Raw genomic sequence first — 26869 nt, 5'->3', positions numbered from 1 at the left:
GAGGCGCGAGCGGGAATATACAAGGGAAGTGAGAGAAAAAAGGTCGAAATATCCCTTAAAAAACAATGCCGGTCACCTTAAGTGACCGGCATTAGGCTAGTGCCCTGTTTTTAACTCCTCCAGCAACGGAGGGAGTGAAATTAGTTTTGAGACGCGTACGCCAGGTTAGCCGTACCGACCTGAGTGATACTGGTCAGAGAACCATTGGCACCCTGAGAAGCCTGCGCATAGTTGCCTGAACCATTCTGGGAGACCAGAACCTTACTGCCGTTTGCGCTTTGCGCCACGTTAGTATTGTTATAGTCACCTTTCTGAACCACGCTGATCAGGCTGCCATCACCGGTCTGATTGGTGCCGGAACTGTTTCTGTATCCATCCTGATTAACCGCAGTCAGCGATTTTTGAGCCCCTGTCTGAGTGGCATTCGCGAGATTTGCAGTACCCTGCTGGTAAATCTGAATTTCAGAATTCCACTGGGTCGCCGTAAACGTCGGCACTGTTGATGGAGGAGTAGACGGACCGCCACCACCACCACCGCCGTGATTGCTACCGGTTGCGAATGCACTGCCACTGACGACTAAAGCGGAGACTGCCACAATTTTCCAAAGTTTCATGATGCTACCCCATTAGTTAAATATCGGATGTCATAAGAACGTATGTTTTTAATGCTGTGTCACTCTAATCGCCATTCCTGACGAGTTTTGTACAACACCGCTGGTCTGGTTCGTACCATTCTGGCGTATCTCAGTTACACTCCGGCCTTTTTGCAGAATGTAAGCCGTGTTACCAAAATTTTGTTGCGTAATGGATGAATTCCCGCCGCCGGTTTGCGATATATAGGCAAAATTATCGCTGCCGCTTTGAGAAATATCCGCGTTATTTCCATTACCTCTTTGTTTTATCAACGCGGTATTGTCTGAGCCCGACTGCCGGATAACGCTGGAATTGCCATTACCCGTTTGATTGCTGTAGGCCGCATTACTATTACCGTTCTGATAAATCATTGATGTATTCCCTGATGAACTTCCCGCACCGGTATAATATTGTTCGGCGCTACCGGAGTTTATCTCCGGGAAAGCCATATCATATTGTTGTGCGTGGACGGCCCAGGATGCTGAAAGTAACGCCAGGGTCAATAAAATCTTTTTCATTGCGTCACCCTGTATTAAAGCCGGAAACCAATTTCTTGCTGACCGGTTTTATTGCTGTTGACGAATTGATTATGGAGTTAACGGCAAATAAGAAACTCACCCGCACGGCGTATTTTAATTTTACAGTTCATCAAAAAGTATGAGTTATCCTGTCTCATGCGGATTGACCAGACGATTTCGACTAAAGGTCAATATCGCTAATCTGCCGTATGGCATTAATCCTAAAGTAACGAGAAAGAGTCGTTTAAATAATCACACAAATGCAACTATTCTTAATGTTTAGGGAACGTTCCCTTTTCAAATAAAGCGATCTGCACCACACTTCCGACGCATAGCAGGGACGGCAGAACCCCACCCCAGCGCCACTTTCAGCGTTTTTCACCCCATTTGACGAGCTTCTCCTACCCGCCACCTAAGTTAAATCGATAATTAGCAGGGCCGGTATTTGCGTTATTAAAGAAGAAACATGCAGCGTATTGCAGTTTCAGGAGAATTTTTCGGGCCAGCATAAGGTTAAAATTACAGGCTTAACAACGGCAAACGTTAAGATTATGTAAACCCAGTTACTTAAATTTAATTTAACAGGCTCACAGAGAATATTCGCAATACATAAGGAAAACTTCATACATTTCGCGTTACATTTTGAAACACAAATGAGCCTTGCGTAAGAGGGGCCAAACGCTAAATTGAGTCTGTACCGCACATAAAACGACCTGAATTATTATGTGCACCAGGTTGTGTTTATTTTGTCTTTTTAGATATACACAGCAAACAACCAGCTATAGATTTAGCAAAATAAGTTATCGGCCTATTTTCTGCATCCCTATAACGGATGGCAGCAGGCCGTGGCGATAAAAATCAGGGCAGGGTTTGATTATGCTTAATGAAGCGGCGATCAATAATAATATCCTTTTATTAGTGACAAAACCGTCATTACAGGCCAGTGCTTTATTGCAACAATTGAAACAGCAACTTTGTGTCAACACGCGACTTCACAACATTCATAAATCCTTAGAGGATCAATACCTTCATCAGACATTAATTCTCTTCGATATGATGGAAGCCGATCGTCGCACGATTGATCACTGGCAATCAGCATTACATCATTATAACGATAGCGTGAAGTTATTATTATTAAACACGCCTGACGAATATCATTTTCGGGAAATTGAAACCTGGCCCCGGATAAGCGCAGTATTTTATCTCTCGACCGATGAAAACAATCTGGTGGAAGGAATTAAAAGCGTGATCCGCGGAGAGTGCTACTTCTCGCAGGGCTTCGCCAGCTATCTGATCAACCAGTCCGGTGCCTTTCGCCACCTGCATTCTGAGGACACAGGACTGACCCATCGTGAAAAAGAGATCCTTAATAAATTACGCGTTGGCGCCTCGAACACTGAAATCGCCCGGTTGCTGTTTATCAGTGAAAACACCGTGAAGACGCATCTCTATAATTTATTTAGAAAAATCTCGGTTAAAAACCGCACTCAGGCGGCGTCCTGGGCCAACGACAATCTCAAGCGCTGACATCATGACACTTTGCAGGAAGACCTTCTGGCTGTGGCTGGCGCTGCTCTGCGCCTCCTGCCTGCATGTTCAGGCAGCAGATGTGAAAGACCCCGGCCTGATTACCGACCACACGGTAACCTCGGTCGGCCATGATTTTTATCGCGGTTTTACCGATAAGTGGGATCGCAACTACCCGGAAACCATCACTATTTCCGAAAGACCCAGCGCGCGCTGGGGCAGCTGGATCAGCATCAAAATAGGCCAGGACACGCTCTATCAGACGCTGTTGTTCCCAAACCGTCGCAATTTTAATCAGGACGTCAACACCGCCATAGATGGCGTCACCGAGGCGCTTTCACGTCGCCAGTTAGACAAGGCGTTACTTGGCACCGGGGATCTTGCCCATGATGAATTTTAATGCACAGCCTCTTGTAAGGAGAGCATCGTGAATATTCCAGTTTCAGTCCCCCGCTCGGTGATGCTGCTGGCGTTGCTGACGGCGTCCCCACTTTCCTGGGGCGGCAATATGGTGTTCCAGTTTGTGAATCCGAATTTTGGCGGTAACCCGAATAACGGCTCGTTTTTACTCAACGAGGCGCAGGCGCAGAACTCGTATAAAGATCCTGACAGCTATGACTTTGGGTCATCCGGCACCTCGGCGCTGGATAACTTCACGGCATCGATTCAGTCACAACTGCTGGGCAGCCTGATGGGCAACATCAATCAGGGCAAACCGGGGCGGCTGGTGACGCAGGACTTTATAGTCGATATCCAGAATACCGACGGGCAGCTGGTGATGAATGTCACCGATCGCCAGACCGGCAAGGTATCCACCATTCAGGTTCAGGGTTTGTCTTCTACGACGAACTAATACCGAAGAACAAAATCCCCAAAATAATTCGATATGAAATCGAAATAAGAAGGGAAAAATGGGAATCAGATCATGCGCAATTATTTATTACTCATCGCAGTTTTTGTGTTGAGCGGGTGCCTCACAGCAGCACCTAAAGAAGCCGCAAGACCGACATTATTACCGCGTGCGCCCAGCTACACCGACCTGACACACCTCCCTGCCCCGCAAGGCCGGATCTTTGTCTCTGTGTATAACATTCAGGATGAAACCGGGCAGTTTAAACCGTATCCGGCGAGTAACTTCTCGACGGCGGTGCCGCAGAGCGCCACGGCGATGCTGGTCTCCGCGCTGAAAGATTCGAAATGGTTTATCCCGCTGGAACGTCAGGGGCTGCAAAACTTGCTCAACGAACGCAAGATTATCCGCGCTGCGCAGGAAAATGGCAGCGTCGCCATCAACAACCAGCGACCGCTCTCTTCGCTGGTGGCAGCGAACATTTTGATTGAAGGTTCAATCATCGGTTATGAAAGTAATGTGAAATCAGGGGGAATTGGCGCGCGTTACTTCGGGATCGGCGCCAGCACCCAATACCAGTTGGACCAGATAGCCGTGAACCTGCGCGCTGTCGACGTCAATACCGGGGAAGTTCTGTCGTCAGTAAATACCAGTAAGACGATATTGTCATATGAAGTGCAGGCCGGGGTGTTCCGCTTTATCGACTATCAGCGTCTGCTTGAAGGCGAGCTGGGCTATACCACCAACGAGCCGGTGATGCTTTGCCTGATGTCAGCCATTGAATCCGGGGTCATTTATCTGGTCAATGACGGCATCGACCGCAATCTGTGGCAGTTGCAGAATCCTTCAGAGATCAATTCACCGATTCTGCAACGCTACAAGAACACTATTGTCCCTGCCGAATCCTGATGAGAGGCAGTTGGCGAAAGATAGCCGCTGGTTGAGGCGGCTATCTTTCTTTTTTAACGTCAGGCTTTATTTTCCTCCGTTTTCACCACCTGCCGGTAATTATTGACGCGTTTTTTGTCCTCAAGATTGAAATCAGGATCGAGATAAATACTCACCCGTTTAATCAGTAACGCGTCAAACTCAAACACCGTACAAAAATGATGACTGCCGGTTTGTGAGGTCGGCCAGCGATCGCCGTTTTGCATCACCCCGCGCATCTGGCCTTCCAGCACGAGGGTATCGCCATCATAGACAAACCGGAACTCATCTTGAATGTGCTGAATTTTGTCGATCTCCAGCGCGAAACGCTTACCTAACTCTCCCAGTGAGGATTTGCCCTGAGCGGTGCCAAACTTAGGAAAGAACAGCTGCACGTCTTCCGCAAAAAGATCTAATAAGGAAGCATCTGCCTGATCCAGTTTGGCGTAAAAATTCTTCACAACGTCGATACGTTTATCTTTCAATTGTTGTTCTGTCATTTTCACCTCGAATTCTCTCCCCCAGCCTCAAGCCTAGTGACTGTCGCTGAATTTGCCAGTTATGCAGCCTGGGTCACAAAATGACAGCCGGGCCAGATTAAAGAGTTTTCTGCACTCCTTCGCGGAACCCATTACACTGGCAGCACTTTTTAATTTACTTGCCCTTACATCTTGGAGAGTCACGGATGTCTCAGTTCACCCGCGCAGGTAGCGTTATGCCACCTGTTCCCTCTGCCGCCCGCGCATTGATCCTCGCGATTTGTGTACTCCAGGGGCTGTTGCTGTATTTCTTCCTTTCGTACCACGCATCACCCGCGCTCGAATCCCTTAGCCATAATATTTACGGCCAGACGATGGCATTTACATTACCGGTGCTGATTTCTTTATCGGTGGTGCGACTGAATGATCGTCGTTTTTGGGGCTGTATCGCAGTGCTCACGCTGCTGCTGGCGGGCATGTCGGCATGGGTTCAAAGTAACAGCACGGCAACGCCGGCGGACTCGCTGCTCCTGCCTTTCTATCTTTCACTGATCCTGCTTATCTATTTTGTGCTGCCGTGGTTGCAGGTGCAGTCTTTCCCGTCGGAGACGCGCTACCGCTATGCCAATCTGGCCGCCTGCTACTCGCAAAACACGCTGTGCCTGATGTTCACCCTGCTGCTGATGCAGCTGACCGTGGGCGTGCTGGCTCTGTGCAGCGCGTTGTTCCGGCTGATTGGCATTGATTATTTCCACGAGCTATTCTTCAACACGCCGCTGTTTATGTGGTTGGTTTACGGTGTATTGCTCGGGATCAGTATTGTCACCTGTCGCACACAGCCGTCGCTGATGAATGTCACTAAAAATATCATCCGCCTTATCCTGAAATGTCTGCTGCCACTGGTCGCGTTCGTTGCACTGATCTTCCTTTGCACTCTGCCGTTTACCGGCCTGAGCGCCCTGTCGACGGCCTGGTCTGCCGCCAGTCTGCTGACAGTGATGGCGATGAGCATTCTGATACTGGTCAACGTGGTGCGGGAAACGGACAGTCCGGTGAAGCCTTATCCGCGCATCATACGCCTGATGGTCAATGCCGCTATTCTGCTGCTGCCGGTGTATACCGCGCTGGCGATGTACGCGACCGGGCTGCGCATCGCGCAGTACGGCTGGACGCCGCAGCGCATGTGGGCGGTACTGACCATCGGTGTGACGCTGGCGGCCTCGGTTTGTTACAGCCTGTCGGTTATCGATAAACGCCCCGAGTGGTTGCCGCACATTACGCAGTTCAACAAACCGCTTTCGCTGCTGGTAGTGCTGCTGCTGATCGCCGTAAACAGCCCGCTGCTCGATCCTTATCGCATCAGTGTGAATAATCAGATTGCCCGTCTAGACGAAGGAAAAACCCAGGCGAAAGATCTCGATCTGCGCATGCTGCGCTTTGACACCGGTCGTCGTGGAAATGAGGCGCTGAAAAATTTACAGCAAAACCCGGCGTTTATGACCGATCCACGCCTGATGGCAATATTGAAAAATACGATTTCTCAGACGTCGCGCTGGGGATCTTACGGCGTGGAAGATGCCGCTCAGGCGGCAAAAAATTATCGTCCGGAAAACGCGAAGAAAATGTTTCAGCTGGCGAAAGGCTCGGTTTCACCCGAAGATGCCTGGTGGAACAGCCTGCCGGAGCTGGAGAAATACAGCAGCACGTTGCGCGATTGTCTTGGCCTGCAGGGCGCATGCATCCTGAATACGCTCGAGCTCAATAATGACAAACAGAAAGAAATTTTCCTGTGTAATACGCTCAATACCGTTTCCATCAACTGCCGTATTTACGCCAAACAGGCAGGCAAATGGCAGCAAGCCGGCGAGCTGTATCTTTATGATGATAAGGATAAAAACGGGCTGATTCAGGCTCTGCGCAACGGAGAAGTGAAACCGGTCCAGCGCAGATGGGCGGATGTGCAGATTCAGGGAAAACGTCGGGTGATCCATTACAGCAGCGAAAACGAGTAATTCTTTATGTTATTCACCGGCAGGCACCCGCCTGCCGGTTTATCAAAATTAAGGCGTCATGCGTAACAGCGTATCGTCTTTACGAACGTAATGATGATAAATCGCCGCCAGCGCGTGTAAGCCAATCAGGTAATAACCGCAGTTCGCCAGAAACTCATGCGTTGCTTTCACCGCACTGCGCGTATCGGGATCCGGCGTCACAAACTGCGGCACCTGCCAGCCCAGTAAAAACCACTCTCTTCCGCCAAACTCCAGCGTCAGCACGCCCAGCACCGGTAACGACAAAAACAGCAGATATAAAATGCCATGAACGGCGTGCGAAGCGGCATTTTGCCAGCGCGGCAACGGTGGCGTAACCGGAGGCGTGGCGTGGCGGGTGCGCAGAAAAATACGCGCAAACATCAGCAGCCAGACGCAAATCCCAAAATTGAAGTGCAGCAGCTTTACCAGCGGCTGATTATCTTCCGGGAAATAATCGCGGGTAAGCATCGCGGCGTAGGTCAGGATAATCATCAGCAACGTCGCCCAGTGCAGGCTTATCTGAGACAGCGAATAACGGGTTTTCATAGTCATTTCCTGGGCAGTGAACACAATAAATACAGGGGTATCGGAGTGAGTATAGGGCGGAAAGATGCAGACTTTATGAAAACAAAAGATAAAAAACCGGGACCAGCCCGGTTTAGTGCAGAAGGGGTAGCTTACGGATTGGCTGCCGGATCCTGTTCCAGGGGAGATTCTCCGGCGGTTTTCTTCGGCGGCAGCAAACCGTCTGCGCGGAACATTGCTTTGATGCCGCGAATCGCCTGACGGATCCTGTCCTGATTTTCGATCAGCGCGAAACGCACGTGGGTATCGCCATAATCACCAAAACCGATGCCCGGTGACACGCAGACTTTGGCCTCTGCCAGCAGACGTTTGGCGAATTCCAGTGAACCTAAGTGAGCATACGCCGGCGGGATTTTCGCCCAGACATACATCGATGCTTTCGGGTTTTCCACCATCCAGCCCGCTTCGTGCAGACCGCGTACCAGGACGTTACGACGCTGACGGTACTGCTCGGCGATATCTTTCACACACTGCTGATCGCCTTCCAGCGCGGCAATCGCGGCGACCTGCAACGGCGTAAAGGTGCCGTAATCATGATAACTCTTGATACGTGCCAGCGCGCTGACCAGCTCAGGGTTACCCACCATAAAGCCGATGCGCCAGCCCGCCATGTTGTAGCTTTTCGATAACGTAAAGAATTCCACCGCGATATCTTTTGCGCCAGGCACCTGCATGATCGACGGTGCTTTCCAGCCGTCATAGACGATGTCGGCATACGCCAGATCGTGGATCACCAGCACGTCGTACTGTTTCGCCAGCGCAACCACGCGCTCGAAGAAATCAAGTTCCACGCACTGCGCCGTCGGGTTAGACGGGAAACCAAGGATCATCATTTTCGGGCGCGGGATGGTTTCGCGAATGGCTTTTTCCAGCTCAGCGAAGAAATCCACCCCCTCGGCCAGTGGCACAGAGCGCACTTGCGCACCGGCTATCACCGCACCATAGATGTGGATGGGATAACTTGGGTTTGGCACCAGCACGGTGTCACCGTGATCCAGCGTGGCCAGCATCAGATGCGCCAGACCTTCTTTCGAACCGATGGTAACGATGGCTTCGCTTTCGGGATCAATCTCCACCTGATAGCGATCCGCATACCAGCGGGAGATGGCGCGACGCAGACGCGGGATACCGCGTGAGGTCGAATAACCGTGAGTATCTTCACGTTGGGCAACCTGCACCAGTTTTTCAACGATGTGCGGCGGCGTCGGGCCGTCGGGGTTACCCATACTAAAATCGATGATGTCTTCGCCGCGATGGCGTGCAGCCATTTTCAGCTCAGCGGTGATGTTGAACACATAAGGGGGAAGACGATCAATGCGTGAAAAACGACGTGGTGAACGTGAGTCAGCCATAAATTCCTCGAGGATACGTAAGCGCCCGGACCGTCCGAGCGACGCTGGCCGCTTTGCGGCCTTCCACGAACATATCGCAGTCGCAAAAAACTGTCGAGAGAGTGAGCAACATTTTTTTAACTAAGGGCGCGGATCGCTTTTCAGCAGCCCCAGTAGCCAGTCGTTCTTCCACTCTTCCCCGATGCGGTAGCTGTCACGCAACAGCCCCTCCATCTGGAAACCACATTTCTCCAGCACGCGGCGCGAGGCGTGATTGCCTTCCAGCACGTTGGCCTGTAAGCGGTGAAAATCGCAGTGATCGAAGGCGAAATTCAGCACCTCACGCAGGGATTCCACCGCATAGCCTTTGCCCTGATGTTCAGGTGCCAGAATAAACCCCACCTCCGCCTGCTGATAGGGTCGCCAGTCGGGGAAGAATCCGGTCAGCCCCACAGCAGCACCGGTCTCTTTTTCGCGGATCAGTAAGCATAGCCAGAAATCACAGTAGCGATCCCAGTTACCCAGACGCTGCTCAAACCGGCTGTGGATCTGCGCAGGGGTTTCGAGATTACCGATAAAACGCATGACGTCAGGGGTCTGATACAAACGCAGGAAAAAAGCCCAGTCATCGGCCAGAAGCGGCTGCATCACCAGCCTTGAGGTGGATAACGAAATCATGTCGAAAACTCCCTTGCAGTCTGATCACTGTCCCTGATTTTATCGTGCCATCACAGACTACGGAGGGTCTGTCCGGTGGTTAATCGCGGGCCTTTTACTTATAATAAACCACGAATTAATTTAGCGTGATTATACAATGTCGCGCAGAGAACCTGCCATGCAACACATGTTCGATATGCTGCTGGCGGTCTTTGACCGCGCAGCGCTGATGCTGATCTGCCTGTTCTTCCTCACGCGTACCCCGCTGTTTCGCAAACTGCTGCATAAAGAAAACGAAAACCACACTGCGCTTGAGCTGGCGGCGGTCACGGCAATTTTCTCGCTGTTTGCCATTTTCGGTACGCTCTCGGGTATCAACGTCGAAGGATCGCTGATTAACGTGCGAACCATCGCCATTATGTCCGGCGGGATCCTCTTCGGTCCGTGGGTCGGCATTATCACCGGCGTGATTTCCGGTACGCACCGATTTCTGATCGACATTCACGGCCCGACCTCCATTCCTTGTCTGATCACCAGCATTACCGCCGGGTTTCTCTCAGGCTACATCAATAAGAAAGTCAAAAAAGCGCTGCACTGGAAGGTGGGGATCCTCGCCGGAATGTTGTGCGAAACGCTGACTATGGTGCTCATTCTGCTGATGGCACGCCCTTTTTCACTCGGGCTGGATATCGTGATGAACATCGCCGCACCGCTGATCCTCGGTGCCAGTTCTATCGGGCTAATCGTACTTCTGGTACAAAGCGTCGAGGATGAAAAAGAGGTGATTGCCGCCCGGCAGGCAAGGCTGGCGCTGGATATCGCCAATAAAACGCTGCCCTATTTTCGTAATATAGGAGGCCGCGATATCAACGCCAACTCGTTAGCCAGCATCTGCCGGATTATCCGCGATGATATCGACGCCGATGCCGTAGCGATCACCGACAATAAAAACATTCTGGCGTACGTCGGGGTGGGCGCGGAAGAATACAATATCGGCCATGAAACGCTGAGTGACATGACCAAAGCCACGCTGGAAAGCGGCGAAATCACGGTCAGAAATAACGACGAAATGGACCGCACGCCGCAAATCCACTCACTGATTATCATTCCGCTGTGGGAAAAAGGGGAAGTGACCGGTTCGCTGAAAATCTATTATTGCGACCCGCACCGCATCACCTATTCACTGAAAGTCATGGCGATCGGGCTTTCGCAGATTATGTCGACGCAGATGGAAGTGTCCCGCACCGAACAGCTGCGCGAAATGGCGAACAAAGCTGAAATGCGCGCGTTGCAGAGCAAAATCAATCCGCACTTCCTGTTTAATGCGCTGAATGCGATTTCCTCATCAATCCGTGCCAAACCTGACGTCGCGCGCCAGCTGGTGATCAATCTCTCCCGTTATTTGCGTTATAACCTGGAGCTGAACGACGAGCTGATCGACCTGCGCAAGGAACTGCATCAGGTGCAGGATTACATCGCCATCGAACAGGCGCGTTTTGGCAGCAAACTGACGGTTATCTACGATATTGATGATGATATTTCGGTTAAAATTCCCAGCTTGCTGATCCAGCCGTTGGTGGAAAATGCCATCGTGCACGGCATTCAAAAATGCAGCGGCAAAGGCGTGGTGGTGATTTCAGTCAAGCACCATGCAAAGGGTATCTGGGTTTCTGTGAAAGACACCGGCCACGGGATTAATCAGGAAACCATTGACCGCGTGGCGCGTAATGAAATGCCGGGCAATAAAATTGGACTGCTGAATGTGCATCACCGCGTCTCTTTACTGTATGGTCAGGGGCTGGTGATCCGCCGTCTGGAACCAGGCACCGATATTTCGTTTCTGATAACCCAATCCCCGGCAAAAGTCACGGCAGCCCTCGAGAGCGATATAGCCTGACCCCGTCGAGGGAAGAACTCTTTACACATTTTACTCACGTCCGCTTTTCGGGCGTTCGCACGGGGGATAATTCCATGAACGCTATTATCGTCGAAGATGAAGTGCTGGCTCAGGAAGAGCTAAGTTACCTCATCAATACGCACAGCAGCATCAAAATTGAAGCCACGTTTGACGACGGGCTGGACGTGCTCAAATATCTGCAAACGCATGAAGTAGATGCGATTTTTCTTGATATCAGCATACCTTCTCTCGACGGCGTGCTACTGGCGCAGAACATCAGTAAATTCGCCCATAAGCCTTACATCGTGTTTATCACCGCCTACAAAGAACACGCTGCCGAAGCCTTTGAAATCGAGGCGTTCGATTACATTCTCAAGCCGTATCACGAGTCGCGCATTGTAACCATGCTGCAAAAGCTGGAATCGCATTTTGCGCGCGATAAGCAGAGCGTGAATAAGCCGGAAGACGTTCAGCCGGCTCAGGGCAGCGCCACCCGCATGAGTCACAGTATCAATCTGATTAAAGACGAACGCATTATCGTCACTGACATCAACGATATTTATTACGCCGCCGCGCAGGAAAAGGTGACGCAGGTATATACCCGCAAAGAAGAATTCACCATGCCGATGAATATTACAGAGTTGTGCAACCGCCTGCCGGAAGAGCATTTTTTCCGCTGCCACCGGTCGTATTGTGTGAATTTGTCAAAGATCCGCGAGATCGTGCCGTGGTTTAACAACACGTACATTTTGCGGTTAAGCGATCTGGATTTTGAAGTGCCGGTGAGCCGCAGCAAAGTGAAAGAGTTCAGGCAGTTAATGCGTTTTTAATAGGATTCCCTCCCCTTCTCAGGGGAGGAAATAAAATCAGATGGTCATACCCATCGACTGCCTCAGATACGCTCCTGAGCCTAGCAGTCCAGGCTGATCGTGGGTGATCAGGAACACCGGAATATCCATCAGGTAATCTTTGAAGCGGCCTTTATCTTCAAACGCGGCGCGGAAACCTGACGCTTTGAAGAATTCGAGAAAGCGCGGAACGATGCCACCCGCGATGTACACACCACCGAACGTGCCCATGTTCAGCGCCAGATTGCCACCGAAACGTCCCATGATCACACAGAACAGCGACAGGGCGCGGCGGCAGTCGACGTTTTCATCTGACAGCGCCAGCTCAGTCACGTCTTTGGGTTTGAAGTTCTCGGGGATGCGGTTATCGGATTTCACAATTGCACGATACAGATTCACTAATCCCGGACCAGAGAGAATACGCTCGGCAGAAACGTGTCCCATTTCAGTACGCAGTTGCTCGAGGATGATGTCTTCTTCTTCACTGTTTGGCGCGAAATCCACATGACCGCCTTCGCCCGGCAGGCTCAGCCATTTTTTATCGGCATGGATCAGGTGCGCGACGCCAAGACCGGTGCCTGCGCCGTAGATCACCGACGGTTTGCCATCCACCGCTTTCTTACCGCCAAACTGCAACAAATCTTGTTCTTTCAACATCGGGATTGCCATGGAAACGGCGGTGAAGTCGTTGATGACTTCCAGATGCTGCAGGCCGAGGCTTTTTTTCATTTCGGCAATGGAGAACGCCCACGTATGGTTGGTCATCGCCACCCAGTCACCGGTGATCGGACAGGCAATAGCAATACACGCATCCTCAACCTCCTGATGCTGCTGCGAGAGATACTCACGCACTGCCGCTTCGAGGCTATCGTAATCGAGCCCGGAAAAGGTTTGTGACTGTGAAATTTCGCCGCTGTCTAAAGCGCAAAGCGCCAGACGGCAGTTAGTGCCCCCGACATCGCCCACCAGGGAGTATTTGGTCATGTTATTCTCCACGAAAATAATGTAGTTATACTGCGCACCCGCGTCAAAACGGCTGGGCCAGAGAGTACGCTGCCAGACGTCACGATGTAAGCGGTATTCATCAATGATTGCGACTGGCTAAAGCCTGCTAACAAGGCTATACAAGGTAAAAGTGCTTACATAATCGTGTGGGCAAAATAGCCGTATTTGCTATACGCTGCAACGCAGTTTTGAACCAACGTACATTTATGCGGCATGTCACGCAAAATAATGTCGAAGATCCGCAACCCGACCGCGCTTAGATTCATCGGAACTATCAGATAAGTATAACTATAAGGAAATATTTGCATGTTTCATCCCCGCGCCAGAATCATGCTGGCTTTTGCCCTGCCTGCTCTCATTATCGGCGTGTTATCGAGCCTGATTCTGGTGGCGGTCATGATGATTGCCGGAGCGCTGCAAACTTTGCTGTGGCAGCACATTCCCGCCGTACTGCACCTGAATACGCAGTCTGCCAGCTGGACGTTGTTCATGCTGACAATGACCGGGATCGGCGTTGGCGCGCTGATTAAGTATATGCCAGGACACGCCGGGCCGGATCCGGCGGCGGAATCGCTGATTGGCGCGCCAGTCACGGTGAATGCCTTACCCGGTCTGGCACTGGCGCTGATGCTCGGTTTAGCGGGCGGTGTCAGCCTCGGCCCTGAATATCCGATTACGGTGATCAATATCGCGCTGGCCGCAGCCTTTGGCGCGCGGTTTATGCCGAAAGTGCCGACCACCGACTGGGTGATTCTGGCAGCGGCGGGCACCATCGGTGCGCTGTTTGGCACACCGGTTGCCGCAGCGCTGATATTCTCGCAATCGCTCGGCACCAATAAAGACGTGCCGCTGTGGGATCGTCTTTTCGCACCGCTGGTCGCGGCAGGCGCAGGGGCGATCACCACCGATCAGTTCTTCGAACCTGATTTCTCCCTGAGCATTCCCGCATATGACAGTTCCCGTCTCATCGACATTTTCAGCGGTTCCGTTGTGGTGCTGATCGCCGTCGCGCTGGGGATGATCGCCGTCTGGCTGTTCCCGCACCTTCACCGGCTATTTAACAGCATCCATAATCCGGTGCTGAGACTGGGTATCGGCGGGTTTGTGCTCGGCCTGCTGGCGCTGATCGGCGGGGAAATCACGCTGTTCAAAGGGCTGGATGAAATGAAGGAACTGGCGCACTCCAACCAGCTGTTTGAGATGGGGCCGCTGCTGGCGATCACCCTGACCAAACTTGCGGCTTTAGTGGTCGCGGCAGCCTGCGGTTTTCGCGGCGGGCGTATCTTCCCGGCGGTGTTTGTCGGCGTCTCGCTCGGCCTGATGCTGCATCAATACGCGCCAGATGTGCCGGCGGCGGTGACGGTTTCCTGCGCTGTGATGGGCATGGTGCTGGTGGTCACGCGCGACGGCTGGCTCAGTTTGTTTATGGCCGCCGCCGTGGTGCCGGGGCTGAAATTACTGCCGCTGCTGTGCATCGTGATGCTGCCAGCCTGGCTGATGCTGGCTGGGAAACCGCTGATGCTGGTGGCAAAACAGCAGTTGCGCCGCCAGCCGCCAGATCCTGAGTTGTAATATTTAAGTACCGTCGTTGAGAGAGAACTCCGCCGCCGCCAGCGCATGAATGGCGGTGGTGTCGAAGACCGGCACGCTGGCGTCTGCGACACCGACCAGCAAGGTGATTTCAGTACACCCGAGAATAATGCCTTCAACGCCCTGCTGTTCCAGTTTGCCAATGATCCGCCGGTACTCTTCCCGTGACGCGTCATTAATGATCCCCAGACACAACTCTTCGTAGATGATCCGGTGGACAATTACGCGGTCGGCTTCATCCGGCGTCACGACCTCAATCTGATGAATATCCTGCAAACGCCCGCGATAGAAATCCTGTTCCATGGTGAAACGGGTGCCAAGCAGGCCGATTTTTCGCAGCCCCTGCCCTTTAATTTTTTCTGCCGTCGCATCAGCGATATGCAGTAACGGCAGGCCGCCGATGCGTTCGATATCTTCCGCCACTTTATGCATGGTGTTGGTACAGACCACAATCACTTCTGCCCCGGCGCGGGCCAGCGCATTGGCTGCATTACCGAGGAGTTCGCCCGCCTGCTGCCAGTCTCCGGCCATTTGCAGTTTTTCAATTTCATAGAAATCGACGCTGTAGAGAAACAGTTTGGCTGAGTGTAAGCCGCCGAGCTGCTGCTTTACATGTTCGTTGATCATACGGTAATACGGCACGGTGGATTCCCAGCTCATGCCGCCAATCAGCCCTAAGGTCTTCATGTTCGCCCCTGAATGTGTGTGATGTGCAAAACCATAACCGACAAAAAGCCCGCAAACAAAGGAAATGTATGCGGGCTTTTCGGGATGACATCACCGCGCCGATCAATGCTTCGCCGGGCAATCCTGCATTGTCTGACGACGGCTTATCCAGCGATGACGCAGGGTGTCGTAGATCCAGTTGTATGCCACGGTGTACGGCAGGAAGAACAGGAAGAACCCGATTTCCAGCATGAATGCGTCCAGCAGGCTGATACCCAGCCACAGCGCGGCAATCGGCAGACCGATAAGGATAAAGCCGCCTTCAAAGCCCAGGGCGTGAGCCACACGGACTTTAAACGTCCGCACCACGCGCGATACAGGCCAGAACCGGTCAAAAATGGTGTTGTAGACGATGTTCCACACCATCGCCGTGGTCGACAACATGATGGCCAGCGCGCCCATTTCCCAGACCGGTTTATTTAACAACCAGGCCGCCGCCGGGGCTGAGATCAGCACGGCCAGCGTTTCGAAGCCCACCGCATGAAAAATGCGCTCGCCGAAGGTTTTCTGAGAAATGTTCCGTGTTTGCTTAGACATAAAAACCTGCATGATTCCTGAATGTTAATGGGTGACGGTTGTCACAGGCAGGCAGTATCATCATAAAATGAGATAGATAAAAGATAGTAAGTATCGATAAAATAGATACTTCAATATTTAGGAGACTGATCATGCGTTATTCGCCGGAAGCCCTGATGGCCTTTGTGGAAGCCGCCGACGCCGGATCCTTTTCTGCCGCCGCCAGAAAGTTGCGCAAAAGCCAGTCCACCGTCAGTACCGCCATCGCTAATCTGGAAGTCGATTTAGGCGTGACGTTGTTCGACCGCCAAAGCCGCCATCCGGTGCTGACACCCGCCGGACAGCGCGTGCTGAGCCACGTTCAGGCGATCCTTGCCGCCAGTGAACGCCTCGACGAACTGGCGGTGCGGTTATCCACCCAGGTGGAAACGCGCCTGACGTTTGTCCTTTCAGATACGTATCAGCCGACCCATCATGAAGCGCTGCTGCGCCGGTTCGAACGGCGTTATCCCGATATCGAATTTGAGTGCCAGATAGCGGAAGACCAGGACGTCATTGATCTGTTGCAGTCGGGCCGCGCCCATATCGGCATGGTGGAAGTTCAGAAGAGCTATCCGCCGGACATCGGTGTGGCGCGACTGCCGGAGCAGACGGATATGTCTATTTTTTGCAGCAAAAACCATCCGCTGGCAAAGATCCCGCAGCTGCAACCCGAGCAGTTACACACCTTCCGCGAACTGTGTCTGCAACCTTACAGCCGCCGGGAAATGCCGCGCGCACAGGGACAGATCTGGTCTGCGCCGAGCTATCTGATGCTGCTGGAAATGGCGGAACAAGGATTTGGATGGGCGACGTTACCCCACTGGCTGGTGCAGCAGTTCGGGCATGACAAGCTGATCGCCCTTCCACTTCGCGGCTGGCCCAAAAAGATTTCGGTGGATGCGGTCTGGAGCAAGAATAATCAGCCCGGACCGGCGGGAAGCTGGTTCATCGACCAGCTGACTGACCCGCCGTCGCCGGATGCGGACTTACTGCCCTGAGTTACGTTTCGCCAGCGATTTGGTGACAGAATCGAGCAACTCAGGAATGTCCATTTTCGGCAAGATCACCTCAATCCACGCCATCCGCCGTTCGGCGCTGGCCTGTTCAATTGCCGCTTTCAGCGCCTGCGGGGAATCTGCCCGCGCGCTGAACACGGTTTTACCGCCGAACGCCGCCGGAAACTGCGTCCAGTTCCACTGCGCGATATCGTTGTAGCGCTGCGTCTCACCGTGGATCGCCCTTTCTACCGTATAGCCTTCATTGTTGATCACGAAAATCACCGGCGGCAGTCCGTAGCGGATCGCTGCGCCTAAGCCCTGAAGCGTCAGCTGCGCCGAGCCATCGCCGATAAGCAACACCACACGGCGATCAGGCACCGCAATCTGCACCCCAAACGCGGCAGGCAGCGTAAAACCGATCGACCCCCACAATGGCTGGACGACAAACCGGCAGTCCTGTGGCAGCGTCAGCGCCGCCGCGCCGAAACAGGATGTGCCCTGCTCGGCTACCAGCACGTCGCCGGGCCGGAGGAAGGCCTGAATCTGTTGCCAGAAGGCATGCTGATCGAGCGTGCCATCCGCCGGTTGAGGAAGCGTCATGCGCTTCACGGCATACGGCGGCCACAGGGAGGCCAGTTCAGCCGTCAGCCGGTGCAGCACGCTGACGGTTTTGGCGACCGGCAGGTGATGGAAGATCTGATTACCGACGCGGGCGGAAAACGGCTGGAGATCGATACATTTTTCGGCGGGAAGTTGCTGGGTGAAACCGGCGGTGATGGTGTCAGTGAATTTAACGCCAACGGTAATCACCACGTCAGCGCCTTCAATCGCCTCTTGGGTGGAAGCAGCGCTGGCAGCGCCGGAGTATGTACCGGCAAAATTCGGCTGCTGTTCGTTGAATAATCCTTTGCCCATCAGCAGCGTTGAGTGCGCCAGCGGCACTTCTTCCATCCACTGTTCCAGTGCGGCCTGCACGCCAAAACGGTCGGCGAGAAAATCCGCCAGCAGGGCAACGCGTCCTGCACGACGAAGTTGAGCATCGGCGGCCGCCACGAAGGCTTCCAGCGAAGACGCCGAAAACGCCGGTTGCCGTGCAGGGACGGCGTGCGCCCGCGTGCTGACCGGCATGGCGGCGACATCGCTCGGCAACAACAGATAGCCGGGACGCGAAGTGTAGATCACTTCCTCAATAACGCGGTCGATTTCGGTCAGCGCATTTTCCGGGGTCAGCGAGCCGAGTGCCACACTCACCGGCTGCGACATGCGCATGAAATGGCTGAAATCGCCGTCGGCCAGCGTGTGATGCAGTAATTCACCTTTACGCTGTGCAGAAAGTGGTGGTGCGCCCACGATGTGGATCACCGGAACATATTCGGCATAACTGCCCGCAATGCCGTTCAACGCGCTGAGTTCACCGACGCCAAAGGTGGTCAGCAGCGCGGCTATGCCTTTGGTGCGGGCATAACCGTCCGCGCCATAGGCCGCATTGAGCTCGTTGGTGCAGCCAACCCAGGTAATTTGCTGATGGTTGATGACGCTGTCGAGAAATTGCAGATTGTAATCGCCCGGCACGCCAAACAGTTCGGAGATACCGCTAAAGGACAAGCGATCTAAGAGATAGTCACCTACGGTGTATACATTATCCATGACGATCCTCTGTTAAATAGAATGTAAACAGTTAATCCCACTAGCCTAAGTATTACGCCAAAACAGGGAATAGGATATTTATTATCCGAAATAAGACGTGGCAACGCAGAGTTACAGCATTGCACTGAGATCTCGCAACGGTGCAGATTCAGCAATAAAAGTAATGGACGATGATAATAACTCCGCTTTTCAACGGAAACGGAAAGTAAGGATTGTTCTGGTTGTGATCGGAGTAGCTGGAATTGCGAGTGAAAACGCATACACTAAAACAGCATTTACCTCATCCTTACATTATTTCTACCTCAATCAGAAAGGTTCTTATGCCGTATCTTGCCAGTCAAAACCGTTACGAAAAGATGGAATATCGTCGCTGCGGCCATAGCGGCCTGAAACTGCCCGCCGTTTCCCTAGGCCTGTGGCACAACTTCGGCGATAACGCGCATTTTGAGAATGGCCGCAAACTTATCCGCCATGCTTTTGACCACGGGATCACCCACTTCGACCTCGCCAACAACTACGGGCCACCTCCGGGTTCGGCAGAGCAGCATTTTGGCCGCATTTTGCAGGAAGATTTGCTGGCGTACCGCGACGAGCTGATCATCTCCTCAAAAGCCGGTTACACCATGTGGGACGGCCCTTACGGCGACTGGGGTTCCAAAAAATATCTGGTCGCCAGCCTGAATCAGAGCCTGAAACGTATGGGCCTGGACTACGTGGATATCTTCTATCATCACCGCCCTGATCCCGACACACCGCTGGAAGAAACCATGGCCGCGCTGGATTTGATCGTGCGTCAGGGCAAAGCGCTGTACGTCGGGCTGTCCAACTATCCGGCTGACCGCGCCAAAGAAGCGTTTGAAATCCTGAAACAGCTCGGTACGCCATGCCTTATCCATCAGCCGAAATATTCAATGTTTGAGCGCTGGGTGGAAGCTGATTTGCTGGAGACGCTGGCAGATAACGGCGTCGGTTCAATCGCCTTCTCTCCTCTGGCCGGTGGCGTTCTGACTGACCGTTATCTGGCCGGCATTCCTGAGGATTCACGCGCCGCCAGCGGCAGTAAATTCCTCACTACCGATTCGCTTACTGAAGAAAAACTGGCGAAAGTCCGCAAGCTGAATGACATCGCGCAGGCGCGCGGGCAGAAGCTTTCGCAGATGGCGCTGGCGTGGGTGCTGCGAGGCGACCGCGTGACCTCCGTACTGATTGGTGCCAGCAAAACCAGTCAGATTGATGACGCCGTTGGCATGGTCGCTAACCGTCATTTCACGCAGGAAGAACTGGCGGCGATTGAAGCGATTTTAGTGTAAACGTTTACGCAAATGAGCAAAAAATGCGCCTTTATGGAGACTGAGTAAGGATTCCGTTAAGGCGCGTAAATCAATCAAAACAGGATTGCGACCAATAGAATAGAGGGCCCCTTAGCCTTATAACTGTCAGCATAAATTATAAGGAATCTGGGGGCATTATGATTAAGCCTTTACTGTTCGGTACATTATTGTTTGCACTGCTTCCTGCTGCGGCTCCCGCTGTGCAGGCCAGCAGCTTTAGCCTGAGTACTCCGGGGCTTTCAATCAATATCGGTGACCGCGACCGTCGTGGTTATTACTGGGATGGGTATGACTGGCGTGATGCCGGCTGGTGGAACAATCACCGCGGGCGTTACTACGGCGAACGCAGCCATCGCGGCTATTACTGGGATGGCGGCCGCTGGCGCGATCGCGGCTGGTGGGACAACCGCTCTCATCATCGTCCGCCTCCGCCGCGCTATTACGGGCGTCCGCATTATGATCATCATGGTCGCGGGCCGGACCGGGGTCATGGTCACGACAGAGGGCGTGGCCCGGATCGCGGACATGATGACCACCGGGGTCATGGCGATCACCGCCATTAATCCGCGAAGAGTTGAGATAAAAAAACGGGACAGTTTGCGCTGTCCCGTTTTTTATTACGCCATCGCTGCGGTTATTTCAGCATCCCGATCAGCAGATAAAGGTTAAGGCTGACAACAATCAGCACGATAAGCCGCCCCGCCCATTGAACGGTTCTGGTGTTGGTCATCTCGCCCATCAGGCTGCGGTTGCCGGTAAACGCCAGCAGCGGCAACAGCGCCAGTGCAATCCCGAAACTCAGCAGCACCTGGCTCATCACCAAAATTCGTGTGGCGTCCAGCCCCATCAGGATGACAATAAAGGACGGCATCATAGTGACGACGCGACGCACCCAAATTGGGATATAGAACTTCACAAAGCCCTGCATGACCACCTGTCCGGCCAGTGTTCCGACGACGGTTGAAGATAATCCGGCGGCGACCAGACTCAGGCCAAACGTGGTGGCGGCGGCGTGGCCGAGTAAAGGTTGCAGCGTGAGATAAGCCTCATCCAGCTCGCTGATTCCGCTGTGCCCGCTAAAGTGGAAAGCCGCAGCGGCGGTCGCCATCATCGCCAGATTCACGAAACCGGCGATGGTCATGGCGATACCGACATCCAGCTTGGTGGCAGAATAACGTTGCGCTTTCGACGCCTTGCCCCCGCGCTGGGTCAGCGAAGAGTGCAGATAGATGACGTGCGGCATAATGGTCGCACCCAGCACACCGGCGGCCAGATAAACGGAATCACTGGTCGGCAGCGCCGGAATTAACATCCCTTTCCCCAGCGCGACCATGCTCGGCTGCGAGAAGAATAGTTCGACAATATAGGCGGCAGCCACGAACAGCAGAAGACCGGCGATCACCAGTTCCAGCGGCTTTTGTCCGCGCTTTTGCAGGGCAAGAATAATGAAGGTGGCGATGCCGGTCAGCACTGCGCCCTGAAAAAGCGACACGCCGAGCAGTAATTTGAAGCCGATGGCCGCACCGATAAATTCCGCCAGATCGGTGGCCATCGCAATGATTTCTGCCTGCACCCAGTAAGCCCAGACGGCGGGACGCGGGAAGCGATCGCGAATGTGTTCAGCGAGGTTTTTACCGGTGGCGATGCCAAGCTTGGCAGAAAGAAGCTGGATCAACATCGCCATCACGTTGGCCCAGACGACGACCCACAGCAGCTGGTAGCCGTAAGAGGCACCGGCCTGGATGTTTGTCGCGAAGTTACCCGGATCGATATAACCGATGGCGGCGATAAAAGCCGGTCCCATCAGCGAAAGCTTCATCTTTCTGGATGCGCGGCCTGAAGATTCGGTCCGGCTGTTCAACATAAAGTGTTAACCCCTACAATTATTGCGCTTACACAAATATCGTCTAAATGATAATGATTATCAAGTGCATTTAGATAAATTTGAGCGATGATTCTGATAGGCAGTAAGCGACGACGTGATAACTGTGTGGTTATTCGCCCGCCCGGCTTTCTCAATCCGGACGCGCGCGCTTTCCTAAAACAGAGGCTATTTGACCAGATTTAGAACGCATTACGGCACATGATAAAGCTAGCACAGGAAAGCAAACTGTGCCTATTTTTCTTAACATCTTGATTTTTTGTGTGGTGGAATGGGATTTGTTGCAATTCGTGTCTGCAATTTCTATATTTGCAAGCGACTTCACGTTTTAAATGTACGCGTTACATAGAATGTCCGTCGAAATATAGCCTGCCTCTAATTTGGAGCACCCATGTCTAACATTTTGCACTTTGTATTAGCGTTGGCCGTTGTCGCAGTACTCGCTTTACTGGTGAGCCGTGACCGTAAAAGCATCCGTTTACGGTTCATCGTTCAGCTGTTAGTGATCGAAGTCCTATTAGCCTATTTCTTCCTGAACTCCTCTATCGGTTTAGGTTTTGTGCAAGGCTTCTCAAACATGTTTGAGAAATTATTAGGCTTCGCTGCGGAAGGAACCGGCTTCGTATTTGGGGGCATGAGCGATAAAGGATTAGCGTTCTTCTTCTTGAAAGTCTTGTGTCCGATCGTGTTCATTTCTGCACTGATCGGTATTTTGCAACACATTCGCGTACTCCCTTTCGTCATCCGTATCATCGGTACGGTACTGTCGAAAATTAATGGCATGGGAAAACTGGAATCTTTCAACGCCATCAGTTCCCTGATTTTGGGTCAGTCAGAAAACTTTATCGCGTATAAAGATATTCTGGGCAAAATGTCTGAAAAACGTATGTACACCATGGCCGCTACGGCAATGTCGACAGTTTCTATGTCGATCGTGGGTGCGTACATGACCATGCTGGAACCGCGCTACGTTGTCGCTGCGCTGGTGCTCAACATGTTCAGTACCTTTATCGTACTGTCACTGATCAACCCGTATAAAGTGGATTCAGAAGAAGACCTGCAGATCGGTAACACGCATCAGGGCCAGAGCTTCTTTGAAATGCTGGGGGAATACATCCTCGCTGGCTTCAAAGTCGCTATCATCGTTGCAGCCATGTTGATTGGTTTCATCGCACTGATTTCCTGCCTGAATGCGCTGTTCGACGTGGTATTCGGTATCACCTTCCAGGGTGTGCTGGGTTATGTCTTCTATCCGTTTGCATGGATGATGGGCGTTCCTAGCCACGAAGCCTTGCAGGTCGGCAGCATGATGGCAACCAAACTGGTTTCCAACGAATTCGTTGCGATGCTGGATTTGCAGAAAGTTGCTACAGAGTTGTCACCACGCAGCGTCGGTATCCTGTCCGTGTTCCTGGTGTCCTTCGCTAACTTCTCCTCGATTGGTATCGTGGCAGGGGCTATCAAAGGCCTGAACGAACATCAGGGCAACGTGGTTTCACGCTTCGGCCTGAAACTGCTGTACGGCTCAACGCTGGTGAGCGTGTTGTCTGCTTCTATCGCGGGTCTGGTACTGGCGTAAGTAAGCGAACGACAGAACGACAAGAAAGGCGCTACGGCGCCTTTTTTTATGCCTGCAATGGGTAAATATCGGGAGTAGAGCACGCAAAAGTAGGGAAATGCAGAAAGCAAAAAACCCGCCGAAGCGGGTTTCTTTAATATTTGGTGGAGATAAGCGGGATCGAACCGCTGACCTCTTGCATGCCATGCAAGCGCTCTCCCAGCTGAGCTATACCCCCACACGAGGTACTTCTTTTTTCACTTCACGTTCACATCTCTGTTTCCCTTTGAGGAAACGACCAACTTACTCTGGAAAGGAAGTTGGTGGAGATAAGCGGGATCGAACCGCTGACCTCTTGCATGCCATGCAAGCGCTCTCCCAGCTGAGCTATACCCCCAATTCAAACCAGTAAAAACCGGTGAACGGGGCGCATGATATGAAACCGTGTCTACCCTGTCAACGGCTAAATCCGTTTATGTAACCAAGCGCTGAAAAAGCCGCCAAATACCCCATTTGGCTGGAAAAAAACCTCTGCCCTTAAGCAAATAATCAGCAGGATGCTTTGTTTTATCATCTCCCCGGCAGCCCGCACTGTGACTAGCTTTATGATCAGCCTACACATTTCTTTAACAAGCAGGATTTAATGATTAATGAAATGTTAGCAGACTATTAAAATCGCCTTGTTTTGAGAGAAATCTCAGAATAGACTGCTCGCGCAATAATCATAATCCATTACTTCGAGCAATCTCATGTCCTTGTATTCACCTAAAGAAATCGCATCCATCGCTGTTACGGCAGGCATTAATAAAAGCCATTCCTCCGTGTTGAATTTGTTAATTTTGGGTTTCCTGGCGGGCGCATTCATCGCCACCGGTTTCCTGCTGGATCTGCACGTAATAGGGACGTTACCTGCATCCTGGGGTTCTTTCAGTAATCTGCTGGGCGCGGCCGTATTCCCGGTCGGCATTATTCTGACCGTCTTAGCAGGGGGAGAACTGCTGACCGGAAATATGATGACCTTACCGATTGCCTGGTTCGCCCGTCAGATAAGCCTGTTCGCCGTGCTGCGTAACTGGTTCTGGGTCACACTGGCTAACCTGCTGGGCAGCCTGGCCGTGGCGTACTTTTTCGGCCATGTGTTGGGGCTGACCGAAGGCGCATTCCTGAGCAAAACGGTGGCCACTGCGACTGCGAAAGTGAACGCCGATTTTATGCACGCGTTCATTTCTGGCATCGGCTGCAACTGGCTGGTGTGTCTGGCGATCTGGCTGGCTTTCGCCAGTAAAGAACTGGGCGGTAAAGTGATCGGGATGTGGTTCCCGGTGATGGCATTCGTGGCGATCGGCTTCCAGCACGTGGTGGCAAACATGTTCATCATTCCTGCCGCGATTTTTGCCGGTGCGCTGAGCTGGTCTCAGTACTTCCCGAACTTCGTTGCCGTATTCCTCGGTAACGCTGTCGGCGGTGCGGGCTTTGTCGGTCTGATGTATTTTCTGGCTTACCGCCCTACCGTGGCCGCGCCTGCGACCGAACAACGTTAATCCTCGTCCTTTAACGTAATAAAAAAGCCAGCGCGGGAAACCGGCTGGCTTTTTTTACGTCTGAACGATGGAATTACTGCTGTTGCGTTTCACGCTCAGCAATAAAAGCCAGCGCCTTATCGATACGCGCCAGCACACGGCTCTGCCCGATAGCGTGAACGGTGACGTCCACACCAGGAGACTGGCCCGCGCCGGTGACGGCTACGCGCAGTGGCATGCCGACTTTACCCATCCCCACTTCCAACTCATCCGCCGTGCCCTGAATGGCATGGTGAATGTTTTCAGCCGTCCAGTCAGTGATGGCAGCCAGTTTAGCGCGAACCACTTCCAGCGGCTGACGGGCAACCGGACGCAGGTGTTTCTTCGCCGCATCGGCATCAAACTCTGCAAAATCTTCGTAGAAGTAACGGCAGGATTCCGCCATTTCTTTCAGGGTCTTGCAACGCTCGCCCAGCAGGGTCACGATTTCAAACAGCTGCGGGCCGTTGCGGGTTTCGATACCAGCCTGCTCTACGTGCCACAGCAGGTGCGTTGCCACATATTGCGGATCCATCGAGTTGATGTAGTGATGGTTCAGCCATTGCAGTTTTTCAGTGTTAAATGCACTCGCAGACTTGCTGACGTTTTCCAGTGAGAACAGCGCTTTCATTTCATCGCGACTGAAGATTTCCTGATCGCCATGAGACCAGCCCAGACGAACCAGATAGTTCAGCAGCGCTTCCGGCAGATAACCATCATCGCGATACTGCATCACGCCGACCGCACCATGACGCTTGGACAGTTTTTTGCCATCGTCACCCAGAATCATGGAAACGTGCGCGTAAACCGGTACTGGTGCGCCCAGTGCTTTCAGGATGTTGATCTGACGCGGGGTGTTGTTGATATGGTCTTCGCCACGGATAACGTGGGTAATTTCCATATCCCAGTCATCGACCACGACGCAGAAATTATAAGTAGGAGAACCGTCGGTGCGGCGGATGATCAGGTCGTCCAGTTCGTCGTTGCTAAATTCAATCGGCCCACGGATCTGATCATCAAAGATAACAGAACCTTCCTGCGGGTTACGAAAACGCACGACGCACGGCTCATCAGCGGCGTGATGTTCGTGGCTATCGCGGCAACGGCCGTCATAACGAGGCTTTTCGTTATTCGCCATCTGATGCTCACGCAGCTCTTCCAGACGTTCTTTAGAACAGTAGCATTTATAGGCGGTACCGTTTTCCAGCATTTCGTCAATCACGCTGTTATAGCGGTCAAAACGTTTGGTCTGGAAATACGGGCCTTCATCCCAGTCCAGATTCAGCCAGTTCATGCCATCCATAATCGCGTCGATCGCTTCCTGAGTGGAACGCTCGAGATCGGTGTCTTCGATACGCAGCACAAACTCACCGCCAAGGTTGCGGGCAAAGAGCCAGGAATAGAGTGCGGTACGGGCGCCACCGACGTGCAGATAGCCGGTCGGGCTTGGGGCAAAACGGGTTTTGATTTTCATCCGGGTGCAACCTTAATCATGCAACGCTACGAAACGCTGCTATCAATTAACAAAAAGTGGCTGACATTCTACCACTCTGCCCTGAATCCTCAACGCCGATACACGGTAAGGCGACCGGTTTAAGACCATGAATGCGTAAAGAATCGACTACGCGGGCGAGAAACACGTCATGTTGTCTAAAAATAAGCCGAACGATCATTTTTGTTTTTAAAAAGCGTTGACGTAATTTCAAGTATCCCTATAATGCGACTCCATC

25 protein-coding genes and 2 tRNA genes are annotated in these 26869 nt (G+C 52.6%); 13 read left to right on the top strand and 14 right to left on the bottom strand.

Annotation, left to right across the window (positions count from 1 at the left end; genetic code table 11):
• Positions 1-140: 140 nt before the first annotated feature.
• Together csgA and AC0Z7K_RS20400 are read right to left on the bottom strand one after the other, a co-directional pair.
• Positions 141-614, bottom strand: a complete 474-nt coding sequence (gene csgA / locus AC0Z7K_RS20405) for a curli major subunit CsgA (protein WP_485615684.1) — start codon at positions 612-614, stop codon at positions 141-143.
• Positions 615-662: 48 nt separating this feature from the next.
• Entirely contained in the window at positions 663-1151 is a 489-nt protein-coding gene (locus tag AC0Z7K_RS20400) for a curlin (RefSeq protein WP_485615683.1), read from the bottom strand.
• A gap of 876 nt (positions 1152-2027) precedes the next feature.
• On the opposite strand from AC0Z7K_RS20400, the gene csgD reads away from it, so the two are divergent.
• The 4 genes from csgD (at position 2028) to csgG (ending at position 4437) form a co-directional block, all read left to right on the top strand.
• On the top strand, positions 2028-2678 hold the full coding sequence (csgD, locus tag AC0Z7K_RS20395) for a biofilm master transcriptional regulator CsgD (RefSeq protein WP_413529205.1): 651 nt from the start codon (positions 2028-2030) through the stop codon (positions 2676-2678).
• Between the two features lie 4 nt (positions 2679-2682).
• Positions 2683-3078: a curli production assembly/transport protein CsgE gene (gene csgE / locus AC0Z7K_RS20390; RefSeq protein WP_413529204.1), complete on the top strand. Its 396-nt coding sequence runs from the start codon at positions 2683-2685 to the stop codon at positions 3076-3078.
• A gap of 60 nt (positions 3079-3138) precedes the next feature.
• The gene (gene csgF / locus AC0Z7K_RS20385; protein WP_413529525.1) at positions 3139-3531 is read left to right on the top strand and encodes a curli production assembly/transport protein CsgF; all 393 of its coding nucleotides are present in this window, start codon (positions 3139-3141) and stop codon (positions 3529-3531) included.
• A 72-nt stretch (positions 3532-3603) separates the two neighbouring features.
• The gene (gene csgG, locus AC0Z7K_RS20380) at positions 3604-4437 is read left to right on the top strand and encodes a curli production assembly/transport protein CsgG (RefSeq protein ID WP_413529203.1); all 834 of its coding nucleotides are present in this window, start codon (positions 3604-3606) and stop codon (positions 4435-4437) included.
• A gap of 59 nt (positions 4438-4496) precedes the next feature.
• Here csgG and AC0Z7K_RS20375 read toward each other — a convergent pair whose 3' ends face one another.
• Positions 4497-4955, bottom strand: coding sequence for a nuclear transport factor 2 family protein (locus AC0Z7K_RS20375; protein WP_485615682.1), 459 nt, complete (start codon positions 4953-4955; stop codon positions 4497-4499).
• Between the two features lie 215 nt (positions 4956-5170).
• Between AC0Z7K_RS20375 and AC0Z7K_RS20370 the strand changes: the two genes are divergently transcribed.
• The gene (locus AC0Z7K_RS20370; protein WP_485615680.1) at positions 5171-6946 is read left to right on the top strand and encodes a DUF4153 domain-containing protein; all 1776 of its coding nucleotides are present in this window, start codon (positions 5171-5173) and stop codon (positions 6944-6946) included.
• A 48-nt stretch (positions 6947-6994) separates the two neighbouring features.
• Here AC0Z7K_RS20370 and AC0Z7K_RS20365 read toward each other — a convergent pair whose 3' ends face one another.
• The 3 genes from AC0Z7K_RS20365 to AC0Z7K_RS20355 all read right to left on the bottom strand — a co-directional run bounded on the left by AC0Z7K_RS20365 (position 6995) and on the right by AC0Z7K_RS20355 (position 9561).
• Positions 6995-7513, bottom strand: coding sequence for a cytochrome b (locus tag AC0Z7K_RS20365; RefSeq protein WP_413529200.1), 519 nt, complete (start codon positions 7511-7513; stop codon positions 6995-6997).
• A 131-nt stretch (positions 7514-7644) separates the two neighbouring features.
• Positions 7645-8904: an alanine transaminase gene (gene alaC / locus AC0Z7K_RS20360; protein ID WP_485615678.1), complete on the bottom strand. Its 1260-nt coding sequence runs from the start codon at positions 8902-8904 to the stop codon at positions 7645-7647.
• A 120-nt stretch (positions 8905-9024) separates the two neighbouring features.
• Positions 9025-9561 carry a GNAT family N-acetyltransferase gene (locus AC0Z7K_RS20355; RefSeq protein ID WP_485615677.1) on the bottom strand — a complete coding sequence of 179 codons (537 nt, stop codon included), beginning with the start codon at positions 9559-9561 and terminating at the stop codon, positions 9025-9027.
• Between the two features lie 157 nt (positions 9562-9718).
• Here AC0Z7K_RS20355 and AC0Z7K_RS20350 point away from each other — a divergent pair, with 157 nt between their 5' ends.
• Together AC0Z7K_RS20350 and AC0Z7K_RS20345 are read left to right on the top strand one after the other, a co-directional pair.
• A complete protein-coding gene (locus AC0Z7K_RS20350; protein ID WP_485615676.1) occupies positions 9719-11437 on the top strand; it encodes a LytS/YhcK type 5TM receptor domain-containing protein in 1719 nt (572 codons plus the stop codon).
• A gap of 74 nt (positions 11438-11511) precedes the next feature.
• Positions 11512-12267 carry a LytR/AlgR family response regulator transcription factor gene (locus AC0Z7K_RS20345; RefSeq protein ID WP_413529196.1) on the top strand — a complete coding sequence of 252 codons (756 nt, stop codon included), beginning with the start codon at positions 11512-11514 and terminating at the stop codon, positions 12265-12267.
• 36 nt (positions 12268-12303) lie between these two features.
• Here AC0Z7K_RS20345 and glk read toward each other — a convergent pair whose 3' ends face one another.
• Complete coding sequence (glk, locus tag AC0Z7K_RS20340; protein WP_413529195.1) at positions 12304-13269, bottom strand: glucokinase; 966 nt, start codon at positions 13267-13269, stop codon at positions 12304-12306.
• A 327-nt stretch (positions 13270-13596) separates the two neighbouring features.
• Between glk and AC0Z7K_RS20335 the strand changes: the two genes are divergently transcribed.
• Positions 13597-14862, top strand: a complete 1266-nt coding sequence (locus AC0Z7K_RS20335; RefSeq protein ID WP_485615675.1) for an ion channel protein — start codon at positions 13597-13599, stop codon at positions 14860-14862.
• Between the two features lie 3 nt (positions 14863-14865).
• Here AC0Z7K_RS20335 and AC0Z7K_RS20330 read toward each other — a convergent pair whose 3' ends face one another.
• Both AC0Z7K_RS20330 and AC0Z7K_RS20325 read right to left on the bottom strand, forming a co-directional pair.
• On the bottom strand, positions 14866-15567 hold the full coding sequence (locus tag AC0Z7K_RS20330) for an aspartate/glutamate racemase family protein (protein ID WP_485615674.1): 702 nt from the start codon (positions 15565-15567) through the stop codon (positions 14866-14868).
• 102 nt (positions 15568-15669) lie between these two features.
• Positions 15670-16143: a multidrug/biocide efflux PACE transporter gene (locus tag AC0Z7K_RS20325; RefSeq protein ID WP_485615673.1), complete on the bottom strand. Its 474-nt coding sequence runs from the start codon at positions 16141-16143 to the stop codon at positions 15670-15672.
• Between the two features lie 131 nt (positions 16144-16274).
• Between AC0Z7K_RS20325 and AC0Z7K_RS20320 the strand changes: the two genes are divergently transcribed.
• A complete protein-coding gene (locus tag AC0Z7K_RS20320) occupies positions 16275-17162 on the top strand; it encodes a LysR family transcriptional regulator (RefSeq protein WP_413529191.1) in 888 nt (295 codons plus the stop codon).
• Here the strand turns inward: AC0Z7K_RS20320 and AC0Z7K_RS20315 are convergent.
• Positions 17151-18809, bottom strand: a complete 1659-nt coding sequence (locus AC0Z7K_RS20315) for an alpha-keto acid decarboxylase family protein (protein ID WP_485615671.1) — start codon at positions 18807-18809, stop codon at positions 17151-17153. The genes AC0Z7K_RS20320 and AC0Z7K_RS20315 overlap by 12 nt on opposite strands.
• A 320-nt stretch (positions 18810-19129) precedes the next feature.
• Between AC0Z7K_RS20315 and mgrA the strand changes: the two genes are divergently transcribed.
• Together mgrA and AC0Z7K_RS20305 are read left to right on the top strand one after the other, a co-directional pair.
• Positions 19130-20119: an L-glyceraldehyde 3-phosphate reductase gene (gene mgrA, locus AC0Z7K_RS20310; RefSeq protein WP_413529189.1), complete on the top strand. Its 990-nt coding sequence runs from the start codon at positions 19130-19132 to the stop codon at positions 20117-20119.
• A 158-nt stretch (positions 20120-20277) separates the two neighbouring features.
• Positions 20278-20703, top strand: coding sequence for a DUF2502 domain-containing protein (locus tag AC0Z7K_RS20305; protein WP_485615669.1), 426 nt, complete (start codon positions 20278-20280; stop codon positions 20701-20703).
• A 71-nt stretch (positions 20704-20774) separates the two neighbouring features.
• Here the strand turns inward: AC0Z7K_RS20305 and AC0Z7K_RS20300 are convergent, their stop codons facing one another.
• A complete protein-coding gene (locus tag AC0Z7K_RS20300; protein WP_112168273.1) occupies positions 20775-22004 on the bottom strand; it encodes an Nramp family divalent metal transporter in 1230 nt (409 codons plus the stop codon).
• Between the two features lie 409 nt (positions 22005-22413).
• On the opposite strand from AC0Z7K_RS20300, the gene AC0Z7K_RS20295 reads away from it, so the two are divergent.
• The gene (locus AC0Z7K_RS20295; RefSeq protein WP_413529186.1) at positions 22414-23601 is read left to right on the top strand and encodes a NupC/NupG family nucleoside CNT transporter; all 1188 of its coding nucleotides are present in this window, start codon (positions 22414-22416) and stop codon (positions 23599-23601) included.
• 141 nt (positions 23602-23742) lie between these two features.
• Here AC0Z7K_RS20295 and AC0Z7K_RS20290 read toward each other — a convergent pair.
• Together AC0Z7K_RS20290 and AC0Z7K_RS20285 are read right to left on the bottom strand one after the other, a co-directional pair.
• Positions 23743-23818 (bottom strand) — tRNA-Ala (locus AC0Z7K_RS20290).
• An 83-nt stretch (positions 23819-23901) separates the two neighbouring features.
• A tRNA-Ala gene (locus AC0Z7K_RS20285) sits at positions 23902-23977 on the bottom strand.
• Between the two features lie 352 nt (positions 23978-24329).
• On the opposite strand from AC0Z7K_RS20285, the gene AC0Z7K_RS20280 reads away from it, so the two are divergent.
• Positions 24330-25121, top strand: a complete 792-nt coding sequence (locus AC0Z7K_RS20280; protein WP_485615667.1) for a formate/nitrite transporter family protein — start codon at positions 24330-24332, stop codon at positions 25119-25121.
• A 73-nt stretch (positions 25122-25194) separates the two neighbouring features.
• On the opposite strand, the gene gltX is transcribed toward AC0Z7K_RS20280, so the two are convergent.
• Complete coding sequence (gene gltX / locus AC0Z7K_RS20275; RefSeq protein ID WP_485615666.1) at positions 25195-26613, bottom strand: glutamate--tRNA ligase; 1419 nt, start codon at positions 26611-26613, stop codon at positions 25195-25197.
• Positions 26614-26869: the final 256 nt, after the last annotated feature.

This window comes from Rahnella sp. 1L-D-7-B-C2 (assembly GCF_057290995.1).
The sequence above is the reverse complement of the archived record's forward strand: the minus strand, read 5'-3'. Positions and strand labels throughout refer to the sequence as shown.